12 protein-coding genes and 1 pseudogene are annotated in these 16,579 nt (G+C 41.7%); 6 read left to right on the top strand and 7 right to left on the bottom strand.

The window, feature by feature from the left end:
* Positions 1-196 precede the first annotated feature (196 nt).
* Positions 197-1,144, top strand: a complete 948-nt coding sequence (gene arcC / locus IPK86_02005) for a carbamate kinase (GenBank protein ID QQS17043.1) — start codon at positions 197-199, stop codon at positions 1,142-1,144.
* Here the strand turns inward: arcC and IPK86_02010 are convergent.
* Complete coding sequence (locus tag IPK86_02010) at positions 1,141-2,898, bottom strand: AAA family ATPase (GenBank protein QQS16972.1); 1,758 nt, start codon at positions 2,896-2,898, stop codon at positions 1,141-1,143. The two genes, arcC and IPK86_02010, sit on opposite strands and share 4 nt — an antisense overlap.
* A gap of 109 nt (positions 2,899-3,007) precedes the next feature.
* Between IPK86_02010 and greA the strand changes: the two genes are divergently transcribed.
* The 5 genes from greA (at position 3,008) to IPK86_02035 (ending at position 7,809) form a co-directional block, all read left to right on the top strand.
* Positions 3,008-3,508 carry a transcription elongation factor GreA gene (greA, locus tag IPK86_02015; GenBank protein ID QQS16973.1) on the top strand — a complete coding sequence of 167 codons (501 nt, stop codon included), beginning with the start codon at positions 3,008-3,010 and terminating at the stop codon, positions 3,506-3,508.
* 28 nt (positions 3,509-3,536) lie between these two features.
* Complete coding sequence (locus IPK86_02020) at positions 3,537-4,154, top strand: RlmE family RNA methyltransferase (protein ID QQS16974.1); 618 nt, start codon at positions 3,537-3,539, stop codon at positions 4,152-4,154.
* A 41-nt stretch (positions 4,155-4,195) separates the two neighbouring features.
* Positions 4,196-6,193, top strand: a complete 1,998-nt coding sequence (gene ftsH, locus IPK86_02025; GenBank protein ID QQS17044.1) for an ATP-dependent zinc metalloprotease FtsH — start codon at positions 4,196-4,198, stop codon at positions 6,191-6,193.
* Positions 6,194-6,289: 96 nt separating this feature from the next.
* Entirely contained in the window at positions 6,290-7,246 is a 957-nt protein-coding gene (trxB, locus tag IPK86_02030; protein ID QQS16975.1) for a thioredoxin-disulfide reductase, read from the top strand.
* Entirely contained in the window at positions 7,243-7,809 is a 567-nt protein-coding gene (locus IPK86_02035; protein QQS16976.1) for a Smr/MutS family protein, read from the top strand. The genes trxB and IPK86_02035 overlap by 4 nt, the downstream gene beginning before the upstream one ends.
* Before the next feature lie 68 nt (positions 7,810-7,877).
* Here the strand turns inward: IPK86_02035 and cas2 are convergent, their stop codons facing one another.
* The 6 genes and pseudogenes from cas2 to IPK86_02065 all read right to left on the bottom strand — a co-directional run bounded on the left by cas2 (position 7,878) and on the right by IPK86_02065 (position 16,564).
* The gene (cas2, locus tag IPK86_02040; GenBank protein QQS16977.1) at positions 7,878-8,204 is read right to left on the bottom strand and encodes a CRISPR-associated endonuclease Cas2; all 327 of its coding nucleotides are present in this window, start codon (positions 8,202-8,204) and stop codon (positions 7,878-7,880) included.
* An 8-nt stretch (positions 8,205-8,212) separates the two neighbouring features.
* A complete protein-coding gene (gene cas1 / locus IPK86_02045; protein QQS16978.1) occupies positions 8,213-9,139 on the bottom strand; it encodes a type II CRISPR-associated endonuclease Cas1 in 927 nt (308 codons plus the stop codon).
* 6 nt (positions 9,140-9,145) lie between these two features.
* Positions 9,146-12,206: pseudogene (gene cas9 / locus IPK86_02050) on the bottom strand (type II CRISPR RNA-guided endonuclease Cas9).
* 362 nt (positions 12,207-12,568) lie between these two features.
* Complete coding sequence (locus IPK86_02055) at positions 12,569-14,047, bottom strand: NCS1 family nucleobase:cation symporter-1 (GenBank protein QQS16979.1); 1,479 nt, start codon at positions 14,045-14,047, stop codon at positions 12,569-12,571.
* A gap of 186 nt (positions 14,048-14,233) precedes the next feature.
* Positions 14,234-15,241: an ornithine carbamoyltransferase gene (locus tag IPK86_02060; GenBank protein ID QQS16980.1), complete on the bottom strand. Its 1,008-nt coding sequence runs from the start codon at positions 15,239-15,241 to the stop codon at positions 14,234-14,236.
* A gap of 90 nt (positions 15,242-15,331) precedes the next feature.
* Positions 15,332-16,564 carry an arginine deiminase gene (locus tag IPK86_02065; protein QQS16981.1) on the bottom strand — a complete coding sequence of 411 codons (1,233 nt, stop codon included), beginning with the start codon at positions 16,562-16,564 and terminating at the stop codon, positions 15,332-15,334.
* Between the last annotated feature and the right edge of the window lie 15 nt (positions 16,565-16,579).

Here is a 16,579-nt window from a genome sequence, read left to right on the forward strand (position 1 = left end):
GTAACATAAACTGCACACATTGAGTCAGGATTTTTGTTACCAAAATAGCCAAGATTATAAAAATAGGCTGCAAGGCATAACGATAGGTGTACAATGCCTTCCAGGCATGCTTGAAGCAATGTTAGGATCAAGATGTTGTATAGACTGTTGTTGCTATGATTATGGATATCTTCGAGTTTAGAAAAAGGAAAGTATGATGCGAATTGTTGTAGCGTTAGGAGGTAATGCTTTACAAAAGCGCGGTGAACCTATGACTGCGGAGAATCAGCGCGGCAACGTGCAAATTGCTGCAAAACAGCTGGCGAAAATTGCCCAAGAGCATGAACTTGTTTTGGCTCACGGCAATGGCCCGCAGGTTGGTTTATTGAGTCTACAAAATGATGCTTATGCTAAATATGTGGATGCTAAAGTGACTCCTTACCCACTGGATGTTTTGGGTGCTGAAACACAGGGCATGATTGGTTATATGATCCAACAGGAGTTGGGCAATGCATTGCCTGCTGATAAAGCGGTCGTAACCGTATTGACCCAAGTTGAAGTGGATGCGAAGGATCCGGCTTTTGAGCATCCAACCAAGTTTGTAGGGCCGGTTTATGATCAAGAAGAAGGGCAGCGCCTTGCTCAAGAAAGAGGGTGGGTTGTTAAAGCCGATGGCAAATATTTTCGTCGGGTCGTGCCCAGCCCAAAACCTAAGCGCATTTTTGAGATACAACCGATCAAATGGTTAATTGAAAAAGGTGTCATTGTGATTGCGGTGGGAGGTGGTGGTATACCGACCATGTTGGATCAAACGTCGAATCGCTTATCTGGTATTGCTGCTGTTATTGATAAAGATCTTGCTTCGTGTTTACTAGCTAGAGAAGTGCGAGCCGATTACTTTTTGATTGCTACGGATGTAGCGTCGGTATTTGTTGATTGGGGTACGCCGCAAGCTCGTGCCATCAAATTAGCTCATCCAGATGAGATAGGCCGTATGGAATTTGATGCAGGATCGATGGGCGCCAAGGTTGAGGCGGCTTGCGAATTTGCAAGGCTTAGCGGTAAACGAGCCGTTATCGGTGCGTTGGAAGATATTGATAAAATTGTTCGAGGTGAAGCCGGAACAGTTGTATCCACTGAAAAACTAGGCATTACATGGTATTAAGCTTCACTTTGATTAGTTGATGCGGATGCTGTTTTGGTGTGGCTAGTAGCGTGTGAACCTAACCGCCAATGCAGCGTCCGATCAAATGGTCGTTCATGTGCAACAATTTTGGCAAGAATTTGTGGGTTACTACCAAACAAAGTTAGGCTTTGTTGGGCGTTGGATACGATACCGTGTAGGCTCACCCGGTCAAGTTTTTCTTCTTCATCTTTTGCCAACCATAGCCATAAGTGATTGATAGCCTTAGTGTGGCTTTTAAAGTAAGGCATTGCTAATGCTGTGGTTACTTTAGGCAGATGTGTTGGCAAAAAGCAGTCATAACCTTGCCCCGTTATTTTTGGAAAATAAACTCTCAAGCCAGATTCGGTCGGTAAGGTTAATCCGATATCCCCGATAAACAGCGTATCAATGCTGTTTTTATCGCACAGCACAACGGGTCTGCCGATATACCAATCTGCACTTTTTTGTCCAGATGCTTCTAACAGGCGTTCCTGCTGAGCGTTGATTGTATAAGCCGCTCTACTTGTTGTGGTCAACAGCATCAAATCCCAGAAGGCAGCAAAAGCAGCTTCAGGCTCACCAATGGTGGCGATTTTAAAATAAGCAGCTTTTTGATTGAGTGCCTCCTGAGCTAATTCAGGCTCGCTAATGGTATGCCAAGTGATGGGGCAAGATATGCCCTTTTGCTCTTCCAATGCTTTTGCCACCTTTTCTTGCTCACCATTGAAAACTGCTTGACACCATGCTGTCAGTTTTGTGTGGCGTGTTTTGCTGGGCATGGCTTCTAATACAACAAGACAGTCTGATAATCTATCCTCAATGGTGTGCTTACTGGTGCTGATTAGTGGCAAACCAATTTGATGTAGCCAATGCTGTGTTGTAGTGCCAAAAACGGGCGTATGGTAAAGCTCTGTTAAAATTGTACTATGTTCTGTGGATAAACAGGCCGGGTTCCCAAGCATAATCAATTTTGCATAACTGGGTAGCGCATCAACAAGCTGCGCCATGTCCTCCATGTCAAGGCTAGAAGCTTCATCAACGATTAAAACATCAAAAGGTAACGGATGCTCAGCATGATAGGATTGTGAGGCATTGCTATAGAGTAATTGATGCAAAGTAACGGCTTCTTTTGGCAATCTACTTCGTGCCGTCTCGCTGAGGATGGGCAGTTTTCGTATGGTGTTTAGTGCTTGGTTTAATGCGTAAAGGGATTGATGGTTGGGTGCGACCAATGCAACGAGCGCTACTTGATGGCACATGGCTTGGTATGCAATGCACCAAGCAGTCAGTTGGGCTGCGAGCATGGTTTTACCAGTATGGGGTTTACCGCTTACAACAAGTAATGCATTGCGCAAAGCTAAAAGTAGAACTTGTTGTTGTTGAATAGATGCTTGAGGAAATAATTGATTCAGTAAAGTTATCGCATACAAGGCATCAATATCACGGAAATTCTTGGCACGTTGTATCAGGTAGCGGGCAATTTTTTGCTCAGCGAACCATATGCGACCAACATATAGCCGATTTTGTTCAAGGATCAAGGGCGCAGGAAATTGGGGTGTACCAACCAAGGGTGTGGCTTGCTGTAATTGCGCTACTTCATCTGAAGTGAGCATTAAATAATGAGAATTTTGGCAGGCCGCGAACAGTTTTTTGATAAACGGCTCAACCGTTAAGGTGGCACGGGGTGCCAAGCGTGCGAATAATCGCTCGATTTGTTCGATAGATAAAGTAAGCTCTTGTTCTGGTGCCATCATGTAGTGTATGCTTTAAGGCGGTGGCGATCAAATGGTTGGTAAACAATCTATGGTGCATTTAACCTGATCCGATTTCCGAACATCTTAACCGAAATAACGAGTATATGGCATGCGAAAAGCAGTCAATCGAGTCCCTTTGACTGCACGTGGCGCAGCGCTTTTGAAAGCAGAACTTATCCGCTTAAAGCAAGAAGAGCGCCCAAAAATTATTGCGGCCATTGCCGAAGCGCGCTCGCATGGGGATTTATCTGAAAATGCGGAATATCATGCTGCAAAAGAGCGCCAAGGTTTCATAGAAAACCGCATTAAAACGCTTGAACATACCCTATCATGGGCCGATGTGATTGATTGTGCAGCTTTAGCCGATTACACCCAAGTGGTATTTGGGATGATTGTGCAACTCAAAGATTTAATGACAGAAGATACAGTGCAATATCAAATTGTAGGCGAGGAAGAAGCTAATATCAAATTAGGTCATTTATCGATCAGTGCTCCCTTAGCGCGTGCTCTCATCGGCAAGGAATTAGGGGAGGTTATTGCAGTACAAACGCCTAATGGTCTAAAAGAGTATGAAATTATAGCCATTACAAGTGAATTAACTCATTCCTAATTAAGTGACTTGACGAAAGCATCTATCGTTGACACATCCTAAGCATACCCGCGCATGGCTAAAACAGCATATTGAAGATCCTTGGGTCAAACGTGCACAGCAAGCAGGCTATCGTTCGCGAGCAGCTTATAAGCTGCTGGCTATTAACCAGCAAGATCATTTGATTAGCTCGGGCACGATACTGGTTGATTTGGGTGCTTCGCCCGGCGGTTGGTCACAGGTTGCGCAAACGCTTGTAGGCTCAACAGGGCATGTTTTTGCGGTGGATATCCTGCCGATGGTGCCGATTGCAGGTGTTTCGTTTATTTTAGGGGATTTTCGAAATCAATCGGTTGTTGAGCAGTTACTTTTGTTGATGCAAGGAACCAAGCCATCTCTTGTAATATCGGACATGGCTCCCAATATGTCAGGAAATCGTGTTCTAGATCAAAGTCGTGTTTTTGCTTTGGCAGAACTTGCCTTAGCGTTTACACAGGATCATTTAAGACCGGGTGGACACTTTTTGGTGAAAGTTTTTCAGGGCGAGGGATTCTTGCCGTATAGAGCCTTTCTAAAAAAGGCGTTTAAAACGGTGGTGAGCCGTAAACCGCCCGCATCAAGAAGTCACTCTAAAGAGATATTTCTCATTGGTAAACATAAGCTTTGATACAATACATATATATGGCAGGATGAAGAGGGGGTTTTGTGATCAAAAATCTGGGTAAAAATATCATCGTATGGGTCATTATCAGCATTGGGTTAATGGCCATATTTAATTATTATCATAAGTCGGGCAAAGATAAACAGCAAATTATCTATTCGCAATTCATTGTGCATGAAGTGCGTGAAGGTAAAGTCCAGCTTGTGACGATGGAAAGCGATCAATCGCGTACTGGACAATGGCTAAAAGTAAAGCGTAAAGACGGCTCCGTCTTTTCTACCTATGCACCAGCGAATGATGAATTGGTACCCGAGCTCTTGAAAAACCAGGTAGCTTTTGAGGCAAAGCCTGCTAAAGAACAATCTTTATTGTTGCAAATATTTATCAGTTGGTTCCCGATGCTGCTTTTATTTGGTTTGTGGTTTTTCTTCATGCGGCAGATGCAAGGAGGCGGTAAGGGAGGCGCTTTTTCATTTGGAAAAAGTAAAGCCCATCTTCTGGATAAAGATAAAAACAAAACAACCTTTGGTGATGTGGCCGGTTGCGATGAAGCGAAAGAAGAAGTCAGTGAGGTGGTTGACTATTTAAGTGACCCAAAACGCTATCAAAACCTTGGGGGGCGTATTCCACGCGGTGTTTTGCTATATGGGAATCCCGGTACGGGTAAAACTTTACTTGCTAAAGCTATTGCGGGCGAAGCCAAAGTACCTTTTTTTAGTATTTCAGGCTCTGAATTTGTAGAGATGTTTGTGGGTATTGGTGCATCGCGTGTTCGAGATATGTTTGAACAAGCAAAAAAAAATGCGCCTTGCATTATTTTTATTGATGAAATTGATGCAGTAGGTCGGCAGCGCGGTGCGGGATTGGGCGGTGGCAATGATGAACGGGAACAAACGCTGAATCAATTGCTTGTTGAAATGGATGGCTTTGAAACCAATTCTATGGTGATTGTGATTGCCGCAACAAACCGACCTGATGTGTTGGATCCTGCTTTGCAGCGACCTGGGCGTTTTGACCGACAAGTGGCCGTACCGTTACCTGATATTCGTGGGCGTGAACAAATTCTTAAAGTCCATATGCGTAAAGTACCCGCTGCCAAAGATGTGGAAGCAGCCATCTTGGCACGCGGTACACCTGGTTTTTCGGGAGCTGATTTAGCGAACCTGGTTAATGAAGCGGCTTTATCTGCTGCACGACGTAGCAAAACGCTCGTTGAGCAGAGCGATTTTGAGTTTGCCAAAGATAAAATCATGATGGGTGCTGAGCGACGGAGCATGGTGATGTCGGAAGATGAAAAACGGAATACGGCTTACCATGAGGCAGGCCATACTGTGGTTGCCAAACTGTTGCCTAAAGCCGATCCTGTACATAAAGTGACGATTATTCCAAGGGGAAGGGCTTTGGGATTAACGATGCAATTACCCAAGGAAGACCGCTATGCGTATGATAAGCAGTATCTGTTGAATAATATGGCGATTTTATTTGGCGGGCGTTTAGCGGAAGAACTCTTTATGCATCAGATGACAACGGGTGCTTCCCATGATTTTGAGCAAGCAACACAGCTAGCACGTAATATGGTCACGCGCTATGGGATGAGTGATGCGATGGGGCCGATGGTCTATGGAGAAAATGATAGTGAAGTCTTTTTAGGGCGTTCCATTACGACACATAAGGCAGTTTCAGAACATACGATGCAACAAATTGATGATGCGATTCGTCAATTGATCAACCAGCAGTACCAGTTAGCGCGTCGCTTACTGGATAAAAACCGCGATAAAGTTGAGGCAATGGCCAAAGCGTTATTAGAATGGGAGACGCTGGATACGGCGCAAATTGACGATATCATGGCTGGCAAAGCGCCCAAACCACCTAAAAAAGAACCACCTATTGTGGCGCGTGGTGCTGTTGCTACTTCCGTGAAAGGTCAACGTGGAATAACGAAAGCATCGACTAAAAAAGCAGCAGGGACAAAACGCACCACGAATCCTGCTACCAAACCTATTTTACCCAAAAAGCCAACGCGTACCAAAACACCGAAAGCATAATATTCGCTTCAAGGCTTTGTTATAGGCGATAGGGATGAAGTGTACTATAGTTAGGGTCAGTAAAAGAATGTTAGGTATGAATAGTGAAAGCGTGATATGGCAACGCATTATCCTTTAGTCATTCTAGGTTCTGGTCCTGCGGGCTATACGGCGGCTATTTATGCGGCAAGGGCGAATTTATCGCCAGTGATGATTACTGGTTTGGTCAAAGGTGGGCAGTTAACCACAACAACTGAGGTCGATAACTGGCCAGCTGATCCGGATGGTGTAGATGGCACTATACTCATGGAGCGCTTTGAAAAACACGCGATCCGTTTTGGTTCAAAAATAATTTTTGACCACCTGCAATCGGTTACCTTAATGCAGCGTCCATTTTTACTATCTGGTCAAACTGAGCAATACACTTGTGATGCGTTGATTGTGGCAACTGGTGCTTCTGCTAAATACTTGGGATTGCCGTCGGAAGAAAAATTTAAGGGCAAGGGTGTTTCGGCTTGCGCAACGTGCGATGGTTTTTTTTATAAAAATAAACCTGTTGCAGTAATTGGAGGAGGTAATACCGCTATTGAAGAAGCGCTTTACTTATCGAATATTGCTAGCCAAGTTATTTTCGTCCATCGCCGTGAAACCTTCCGAGCCGAACCGATTTTGATTGATCAGTTAAAAAATGCGGTTGAACAGGGAAGGGTAGTATTGAAATTAAATGCTACTCTAGAGGAAATATTGGGCGATAAAGAAGGCGTAACAGGTATCCGCATTATTTATCAAGATGGGCAAAAAGAATTAGTTGATCTACATGGTTTATTTATTGCCATTGGACATCGACCCAATACAGATTTATTTATGGGTCAACTGGATATGGATCAAAATGGCTATTTGATCACAAAAGGGGGGCGAGCAGGTTTTGCAACAGCTACCAATATAGTAGGTGTTTTTGCAGCAGGAGATGTACAAGACGCCATGTATCGCCAAGCGGTGACGAGTGCTGCATCGGGCTGCCAAGCGGCATTGGATGCTAAAGATTATTTGATGCGAAAGCAACTGCAGCAATGAAATCGGATGACATAGCTATTGATCACGATACGTCTTTTGCGACACTGTTTTCAGATGTTGTGCCGCTTAAATCGACTAACCAAAAAGCCGACATTTTACCGATTCAGCATATTAGCCTGACACATCAACCTTTACCCATACGAAAACAGTACGAACCAGACACAGCAATACGCTATATTGCGTCAGATGACCTAGATGCATTGGAAGCACCATCCAGTTATTTAAAACCCGATTGTGATAAAAATCTTTTACGAAAACTGCGTAAAGGCGTTTATCCAATTGGGGATCAAATTGATCTTCATGGCTGTAATCGTTTTGAAGCACAGGTGGCATTAAGCCATTTTTTTGCTAAAACCCAAGTGAATTGTTTGTTGGTGATTCATGGACGAGGCTTAACACCGAATGGTAGACCAATTTTAAAAACCATTGCAAGAGCTTGGTTGACGCAGCAAAAATTTGTGTTAGCATTTTGTGAAGCGCAATCTTCGGAAGGTGGGGAGGGTGCAGTATTGGTTTTGACAAAAAACTGTTCCGGCCAGTGCACATATTCTAATTTGCTATAATAGATGCTCGATAACCTTCTGATATATAAGAGGTTATCGAGTTTTTTATGTAAAAAAAATGATTAAATCTAGAAGAGTTCATATTGGCAGGGAGATTTCTTTTTAGATAATCCAGAAGAGTCTTGAAATGAAATAATTTTTTCGTACTGTTTATCGGTAAACTGTAAAATGCTAATTTTTCCACCTATTGGGAGGTAGTGTTCTATTTTCTTGGCAAGTGTATCCACTTGTGCTGTACTGGAGCAAAAACGCATATAAACAGAAAATTGAGCCATTTCAAACCCTAGATTCAACAAATGATTCCGAAAATCTGTAGCGGCTTTTCTGTCTGCTTTTTCTATAACTGGCAAATCAAACATAACAAGCATCCACATTAGTCTATAGCTGAATAGCATTTTAGAGTTTAAATTGCTAAGTACAGTTCATCATAGGTTGGGAATTTAACTGGAAATTCAAGGCAGTTGGTTTCGCCTAGATAGAACTGCGCTAACGAAATTGCACATTTTTGAATACAGATGGTCAATGGCGAGATACCAGCGTTTGTTTTAATATCAACAAACATAGTGAGCGCTATCTTTTTCTTAGTTTCGGAGTTTACCTCAATTTTGTTATTTTGATATAATTGCCACACTTTAAAATCAACTATTGGCCTAAAGGGCTCCATAACATCATCAACCAGTCTTAAGGCATTATTTTCATTTTTATGATGAATGCCAATAGTGGGATGCAAAACAGCGCATGTTATAGCACGTGCTACCGTTGCTCTAAGTACCGTATAACCATAATTTAATAATGCATTAATACCCCCAGCGTTCTTATCTCGACGAAATGTTGTGCCGAACAATAAAGGCCAATATCTTCTTGCGCCTTGAGCTTCTACATTAGTTGGATCACCAGATCTTACTTTGCTGATTAAATTCTGCAATTGATTAGGTGATGAACCTATTTTTTCTAAAACAGCTGCTTGCCAACTTAGTTTAGATTTAATTATTTGCATCCACAATTTCTTGTTAGCTGGAAGATTAGCAGCAATTTGAGCATCAAAACGTTTCGCTTGTTGATAGTGACCGTCAACAGAGAACAGTATGCCTGCTACATTATGGTTAGTGCCACAAATTATAAAAGGTATGCCGCGCTCCGCTAAGGCTACCAGTAGATTATTTGTGTAGCTTAACCCATAAGCGTTACCAACTACTGCAATAATGTCGTCCAATGGGACTTTATGAGTTTCGTTTTGTTGGCAATCTGCAAAATTTTTTACGACCAAAAAACCACGAAATACTGATAAATGTTTTTTATCATCAGCAATTTCAACGATTTTGCCTAGCATAGTAATTTACTTTTTCCAAATTGATGTTTTACCGATAGGGGAGACTGTTACAAAAACAGCATTCATCTTTTGTAAAGAACCTGCATATTTACTGAGATATTTAAATGTATTATGTTTATCCCTATCGCGTGCATCAATATTCGCTTCGTGCGGTTCAGCCAAGTAAAACTGACCATTGTCTGATATTCTAATAACACGCATTAATTTTATAATGCCATCAATCTGTAGTTTAACGTAATCATTAATCATGAGACGCATAACAAGAGGCTTTCCGGATTGGCTAAGCGTTGGATTCCTGGGCTGCTTTATACCTTTAGATTCACCTAATTTCCTAATGATTTGATATGCCTCAAAGGTACTGATGACGTCGCCTTGCCATTTCTCTTTGTCATTTTTCAAAATTTCGATTGCATAGTTATTTCCCCCTACATAGCCCTTGTAGGGCAATATATGCCCCAATGCATCTTTTTTATGTCTGTTTGGATCATTACTGCTATTTATTTGGATAAGTTGTTTTTTCTCATCTTTTCGTATTCTTTTATCCGAATCCTCGTTTTTTGCCAATCTTGTTGCTGTGCCATCTGCTTTAATCCCCCAAGCTGTTTCTTCATGCATAGCACCTTGATATCCGTGATCTGGTTTATGGCTAACTGTGATATGCTGTAGATGAAATTTGACATCCTCTCTATAAGTTGGCCAGGGTAATGGCATATTACTGACAAGCCTCTTCAAGCCAAATTCACCAGTTCTTTTATTAGCGTCTGCAAATTTTTTCAATAATCCTTGGTCAGTAATACCGATAACAGCAGCATCCAAAGCATGATGCTTATGATCGTTACGGTTTTTCTCCTCATTTCCGGAAAGGAGCTGATTTAAACCAAATTTCCCACGTAGTTTTGCTGTCATCCTGCCAGGAATAGCTCGTACATGGTTTGGTGGGCAAATAAGAGACAAATACTTCAAAGCAACTACTGAGATATAGGCTGTATCATTCAAAGCTCTAGCAAGAAAGTCCTTATTATTTTTTAGCCAATCTGCGTATCCATCTTTTGCAAATCGCCGCCCTTTGTTTTTTGGCATTAAAGCAGCACACTGCAAGATATCATCATAATTATATCCTGATTCATTTTTAACTCCGAAAGCTTCGTAAGGCGTGTCATTTCCTTTAATACGATTGGCTCTATTGATACAGACTGTTTTATTATTTAAAGAATCATCTAGAGTTCGCGAGAACGGTAGGATATGCTCTATTTCAACCTCGCTTGATAACAATCGATTTATACTTATTTGTGTTCCGGTGTATGGGCACCTACGGTTTGTTTCATCATTTGGATTGAGTTCATACCAGAGCTGCATTTTTTGTAGCATTTCGCGACGCTCAGATTTATCAAGCATATCAGGATCTCGCCCAATGGCTTGGCATGCTGTACTTAACATGATTTGGTTTCTATCTTGATTTTGTTTTTGTTCTGCTTGGATTTCTTGTTTCTTTTTCTTTGATAGCTTCAAATCTCTTGTAACTTCCAAAGTGACCTCGGATGGATGACCATAGCGCTCAATAATAGCGTTGACAACTTTTCGCAATTGATTGAGCCCAACATGCACAGTTGGGTTAGCTATTTTTCCAAAACGCTCTTCATCATTTCTTGGGTTTTCTTTGGGAAAACCAACATATCTATTCAAAGGATTTCCATAATATGGCAAGCTATCCATTACTTCACCTGTCTGCTGTGCATGTGACCCGGCAGCTTTGTCGTAAGTAATGACTCCTTCCATCAGTTTTGGAAGAACTTTATCTAACGCAGCTTTGCTTAAACGACTATAACCTTCTGGCAAACTAACATTTGCAATGTTTGTAGCCTTTTGCCGATCAATATTAAAGTGATTAACTAACCAACCAATCAGCTCTTGTTCGCTTGGTTCATTCAATAACTTGTCTACTATTGCATCTTGTTGCGTAAGATTAAAGCTATCCCAATTACTACCAAAATATTCATCTCTTACTAAGATTGACGCGGTGATGTTACCCTTCAAAACAGTTCGCTTACAATCTTCTAAATTAAAAGTTGCGTCCTTTGCTGTGGCTAACAGAGGAGCAATAGTTTTATCGGTTTTAATTTTTTTGAAAGTTACTTCACGTTTATTTTTCAGTAAACTAATCACTTGATCTCTTTGTGTCTTATCGAGTGATTTTTCTTGAAAGCCTGGCAAAACGATTTTTAAATTATTGACTTCTTGATAGATTCTAAAAAATTGAGCGCTGGGTAGGGCTATTGGGGCGCGCTCTTCATCTGGTAATAAGGTACATCTTCCTGGCTGAATAGGTTTTAATGGACGTTGAAATAAAAGAATATCTTTTAGTTGTTGTTTACTTACTTCGTTAAATAATTGTGGATTACATTGCGACTGTTTAGTCCAGAGTGTATCAAATTCATGCTCAATCATAGATCTATCAGCATAAAAATCATAAGAGCTATCTTTTTTAGTTTTGCCATGTAGTCTAGCTCGTACACTTAGCCCTTGTTCATGTCGCTTGGCTAGCCATTCCCCTAAGGTGCGACAGGATTCCTGCTTTAATTTTTCTCGTAATGTAACAATTGCTTGTTTTAATGTACTGCTATCGCGATCCTTTTTATCTGTTTTTCTGTTACTTAAGAAGCCCCTACGTTGATTGATATGGAACAATGCCCTAGCAAATTCTGGTCCAGATAGTGGTGCGTCTAATCCTTTGGCGCGGATTTTATAGGGATCTAATTGAACATATTGCTTGCGCTCTGTCAAAGCAGAAGGGAAAAAACCAAGTTCCGTTAATTTATCTTGTAGCCGGTTTTTTCTTTTTAAAAGTCGATCGCGTCTTCTGCGCATTTGCCTTGCAGCTCTTCTTGAAAAGGCTAGCGAAGTTCCATCTTTCGGATTTCTACCATCCGAAAATTCTGACGCCCATTTTGATTATGGACTGTGGCTCAGCAGTAGCGCTCTCGGTTGTATTTTTTAGTTTAATAAGACACCAACCAATTGAGCTAGTCCCAATATCCAGCGCTAAGCGATAATTAAGTTTTGAGAGCATATTTTTTATAGTTAAGAAAGTAGTTGACAATTCCTAGAAAAGCATTTAACCTGCCCAAGCCTGAAGTTGATTAGGATATGTGCTTTGGACGCTAACAAGCCGAAAAATGCACCAAATGCTGAGCCACCTTGTGTGGCTCTTTTTATGTCTAGCAACAAATGATACGCTATAAACCTTATAACGATCCGAGGCGCTAATTCTAACTAACTTTTACTAATTTTACAAACTGTTATTATTTTAGCAAATTAGTAAACTTTTTATACTTAACCAACCTTGAATTTTTATTGTAAAAAATCGCCAGTAAAAAACCGCCACCCCAAATTAAGAAGTAGCGGTTTCAATTGTAATCCAATAGAGTTGTCTTATTGTTTAGTCAGATGTTCAGCAATATGTTTTTGCATCCCAACCCGATACACCACTGAAGAAATGATCAACCCAACAAACCAAGCGTACGTATAGATATCTTTCCAAATTTGTCCAATATTTGCAAAAGCTTCTGGAGCTGCTGCGCTTAAAAAACCTGGAATATTGGGTAAGACACCTAAAACAAAGGCAATAACAGCCACCTTATTCCATCCACCACTATACTGATAGATACCTTTATCTGTGTAAAGATCCTTCACATTCAGTTGTGTCCGACGGATTAAAAAATAGTCCACAATTAAAATACCTGCAATGGGACCGAGCAGGGCAGAATACCCAATTAACCAAACAAAGACATAGCCACCTGTAGAAGTCAAAAGCTTCCAAGGCATCATGATGATGGCAATACCTGCTGTAATATAACCACCGATCTTATAAGTAATCAATTTTGGGTTGAGTGATGAGAATCCATAAGCTGGCCCCACCATGTTAGCAGCAAGGTTAACACTAATGGTATCAACTAATAAAACAGTCAAAGCAATTAAAACAGCAATACCAGTCATACGTCCCGCTAAAGTAATCGGATCCCAAATGGCTTCACCGTAAATCACTACCGTCGCCGAAGTGACGATGACAGCAAGTAAAGACAAGGCACCCATGGGGCCAGGTAAACCGATAGCTTGCCCGATAATTTGGTCTTTTTGTGATTTAGCAAAACGCGTAAAATCGGGAATGTTAAGCGCAAGAGTTGCCCAAAACCCTACCATAGCTGTTAAAGAAGGCCAAAAAACTTGCCAGAACTGACCTGCTTTGGGACCACCTTCTGCAAATTGAGAAGGTTGATCTAAAATGGGACCAAAACCACCTGCTTGATCATAAACCCACCATAATAAAACAAAACAAATCAAAATCTTAATGGGTGCAGTGTAGGTTTCTAGGTTTCGAATAGAGGTTAGCCCATGGACAATGAAGTAAAATTGCAGTCCCCAAAAAATCAAAAAGCAGACGAATTCTGCAAAATTAATCCCTAAAAAAGGTAACGCTTCTCCACCGATGGGTGCACCGATAATCAAACCGCCTAAGGTATAGATCATCGTGCCACCAATCCAAGTTTGGATACCATACCATCCGCAAGCCACAACAGCTCGCAAAAAAGCAGGTAATTTAGCCCCTAAAGTACCGAAAGCGGCTCGCATCAACACAGCAGAGGGAATTCCATACTTCACGCCAGCATGGCCAATTAATAACATGGGAATTAACACAATAATATTCGCTAAAAATACAGTCCAAACCGCTTCATCCCATGACATCCCACTGCTAATTAAGCTAGCAGCTAAGAGATAGGCTGGTACACACATGACCATACCAATCCATAGTGAGGCAAAATGATACCAAGCCCAAGTATGATCTTTGGGTTGAGTTGGCGCCAAGTCATCATTCCACAGATCTTCATGGCGATCTTGTGTTTCTTGCGGCATCTTGATTCTCCTTGTCATGTCGTTACAATCCTGATCGTATAATTTGAAAAATATAATAGATACAGTTTGAATCAACCAACAGCATCAGCTATCTTTCCATTATACACTATCTTGATTCCAAGCAATTTTGCCTGTGCCAGCCTTCATCTAAATAACCTGTTTTTTTAAAGATACCTATCTTAGGTTTTAATTACCCAATGTTGCAACCATAATCGCTTTGATCGTGTGCATGCGGTTTTCTGCTTGCTCAAAAGCGATGTTATAGGCACTTTCAAAGATATCTTCGGTAACTTCTATACCCTTGGCCAGCACAGGGTAGGTTTTCGCAATGTCTTTGCCTACTTTTGTTTCTGCATTATGAAAAGCGGGCAAGCAGTGCATGAATTTTACTTTCTTATTACCGGAAGCATCCATCAAGCCTTGATTGACTTGGAATGGCATCAATAGCTTGATGCGCTGATCCCATGCTTCAATAGGTTCGCCCATGGAGACCCACACATCGGTGTGAATAAAGTCCACTCCTGCTACAGCTGCTTTAGGGTTATCGGTGATCAATAAACGTGCTCCGGTTTTTCGAGATAAGTCCTGAGCAATTTGAATGAGTTTTGTGTCAGGCTGTAGACTCTTTGGCGCACTAATACGCACATCCATTCCTAAAAGCGCACCGATGATCATTAACGAGTTGCCCATGTTGTAGCGTGCATCGCCAACATAAGCGTAAGCAATTTCAGATAAAGGCTTATCCGCATGTTCAATCATCGTGAGAACATCAGCGAGCATTTGCGTGGGGTGCCATAGATCGGTTAGGCCGTTGTAAACTGGTACGCCAGCATATTGTGCCAATTCCTCCACCATGACCTGGCTAAATCCACGGTATTCAATGGCATCAAACATACGACCTAATACCCGTGCTGTATCTTTCATGGATTCTTTATGGCCAATTTGCGAACCAGATGGATCCAAATAGGTGACATGGGCTCCTTGATCATGAGCGGCTACTTCAAAAGCACAGCGGGTACGTGTGGATGTTTTTTCAAAAATCAAAGCGATATTTTTACCTGTTAAGCAAGGTATTTCTGTACCACTATATTTTGCGCGTTTTAAGTCACGCGCCAAGTCCAGCAAATAACACAACTCGCGTGGCGAAAAATCGAGCTCTTTTAAAAAAGAGCGATGACGTAAATTAAAAGCCATACCGTAATCTCCTTCGGATATCCCCTAAAAACCGCTAAGCGTTAAGAGATGACATACTCTTAACGCTTAAATGATTATTCAGAATAGTGATTAAAATTTGACTTCGTCGCGTAATAACGGACAAGTCATGCAATGACCACCTCCACGACCACGCCCAAGTTCTGCAGAAGGAATTTCAATAAATTCGACCCCCGCTTTTCTGAGTAGGCCGTTAGTGTGTGTGTTACGATCATAGCCGATGACTTTACGACGATCAATTGCAATGACATTAATCCCGTCATCCCATTGCTCACGCTCACGTCCGAAGACATCACCACCGACTTGAAGAACTTTAAGATTTGATAAACCAAGGGCTTTTTTGTAAACGTCAACGATATTTTTACCCTCATGTCTCTCATAACGCACTTCCCCTGCTTTGTCGCCCGCATATATGCTGGTACAGATAATTTGGTCCGTTACATCAGGGAAAATATTGAGTAAATCAATATCAAGTATTGAAAAGACAGTGTCTAAGTGCATAGCAGATCTTGAGCGAGGCATTTGACAAGCGATAACCCGCTTGGCTCCATCAGGTTGGCCTAAAACGGCTTTAGCGACTTGTTCTACAGCTTGTGGCGAAGTGCGCTCACCCATTCCAATTAAAGCAACACCTTTGCCGATGGGCATTACATCACCACCTTCTAAGGTTGCTAAACCATGATCCGTGTCCGCATCGCCCCACCAAACTTTGACATGACCCGCAAAATGGGGGTGGAATTGATAGACAGCTTGCATGATCAATGTTTCTTGGCGACGAGCTGGCCAGTACATTGGATTGACCGTTACACCACCATAAATCCAACAACTTGGGTCACGCTGAAACAAAGAATTTGGAATCGGTGGAAAAACAAAATCAGCATCTTCCAGGTAACTACCCAGTAAGCCCTTTGTTTTAAAGGGTAACTCAAAGCGTGCTAGGCCACCAATCAAATATTCAGATAGCTGTTTTGCTGGAATAGTATCTAGCCATGCTCGCACGTCTTTGGCCAATTCTAGGCCGAGTGTTTTGGTCGTAATTTTACGATCCAAAATCCAAGTTCGTGCTTTAGTGTCTTCCAATATCTTGGCGAGCGCATCATGTAATTCAATAACATGAGTGCCATTTTTTTCAAGTTCCGAGACCAAAACAGCATGATGTTTTTGTGCTTGTTCCACCCAAATCACATCATCAAACAATAGGTCGTGACAATTATCAGGCGTTAGTCTTGCATGTGCAAGGCCAGGTCGGCAAACCATCACATCCCGCAATTTACCGCATTCAGAGTCCACGCCAAAGTGATTCATCTATATTTCCCCAAT

It is taken from the genome of Neisseriales bacterium (genome assembly GCA_016699915.1).
Classification (GTDB): Bacteria; Pseudomonadota; Gammaproteobacteria; order Burkholderiales; family Q3-R57-64; genus Q3-R57-64.

Bases quoted from the DNA above. Each gene is read 5' to 3' on its own strand.
- greA (QQS16973.1), top strand. From the start codon at position 3,008: ATGCGAAAAGCAGTCAATCGAGTCCCTTTGACTGCACGTGGCGCAGCG.
- cas2 (QQS16977.1), bottom strand. From the start codon at position 8,204: ATGCTATTCAGCTATAGACTAATGTGGATGCTTGTTATGTTTGATTTG.
- cas1 (QQS16978.1), bottom strand. From the start codon at position 9,139: ATGCTAGGCAAAATCGTTGAAATTGCTGATGATAAAAAACATTTATCA.
- IPK86_02060 (QQS16980.1), bottom strand. From the start codon at position 15,241: ATGGCTTTTAATTTACGTCATCGCTCTTTTTTAAAAGAGCTCGATTTT.
- IPK86_02010 (QQS16972.1), bottom strand. From the start codon at position 2,898: ATGATGGCACCAGAACAAGAGCTTACTTTATCTATCGAACAAATCGAG.
- trxB (QQS16975.1), top strand. From the start codon at position 6,290: ATGGCAACGCATTATCCTTTAGTCATTCTAGGTTCTGGTCCTGCGGGC.
- IPK86_02065 (QQS16981.1), bottom strand. From the start codon at position 16,564: ATGAATCACTTTGGCGTGGACTCTGAATGCGGTAAATTGCGGGATGTG.
- arcC (QQS17043.1), top strand. From the start codon at position 197: ATGCGAATTGTTGTAGCGTTAGGAGGTAATGCTTTACAAAAGCGCGGT.
- IPK86_02035 (QQS16976.1), top strand. From the start codon at position 7,243: ATGAAATCGGATGACATAGCTATTGATCACGATACGTCTTTTGCGACA.
- IPK86_02055 (QQS16979.1), bottom strand. From the start codon at position 14,047: ATGCCGCAAGAAACACAAGATCGCCATGAAGATCTGTGGAATGATGAC.